The organism is Xanthobacter autotrophicus, assembly GCF_029991245.1.
In the GTDB taxonomy this organism is placed as follows: Bacteria; Pseudomonadota; Alphaproteobacteria; order Rhizobiales; family Xanthobacteraceae; genus Xanthobacter; species Xanthobacter autotrophicus_C.
The window spans coordinates 1-464 of record NZ_JAIVFO010000348.1; the positions used below are offsets into that span (position 1 = coordinate 1).

The 464-nt window shown below is 50.0% G+C and carries 1 protein-coding gene; it reads left to right on the top strand.

Going from position 1 to position 464, the window contains the following annotated elements:
• Positions 1–105: 105 nt before the first annotated feature.
• Positions 106–464, top strand: a 359-nt coding sequence (locus tag K9U41_RS23155; protein ID WP_282643182.1) for a hypothetical protein, incomplete at its 3' end; no start/stop codon positions are given.

Consider the following 464-nt stretch of genomic DNA (forward strand, 5'->3'; position numbering starts at 1 on the left):
AATCAGCCAACCCTTCACGCAGGCTTGGCACTGCATGACTCCGAACGACCAGGTCGGTATCTTCGCCTAACTCATATTTTTGAGGATGGGGCATATGCGATGTGGGTGGGCACACCCGAAGAAGCCAGGTATGCCAAACGACCGATTTTCTATTCTTGGAATCAACTTAGCGCGCTCACCTCACCTACATCGAAATGGGGTCGCATAGTACTTCCACAACAGCTCTCCGTGCCAGCCGAAAGCGGTAGTTCTCAGGCAGTAAAAATTCAATCAGCATGGGACCAGATCGCGCCTGTAATACAGGCATTTGAAAATAGGACAAACCTATCGAGACATCACTTTACCGCCTTAATTCGAGAGAGAGCTTTAAGCATAGACGTTGCGGAAAAGACGCTGCACCGTCTCATCCTTCGTTACTACTACTTCGGCAGCACAAAAATAGCACTGGTTGCACTGCCTCGCGG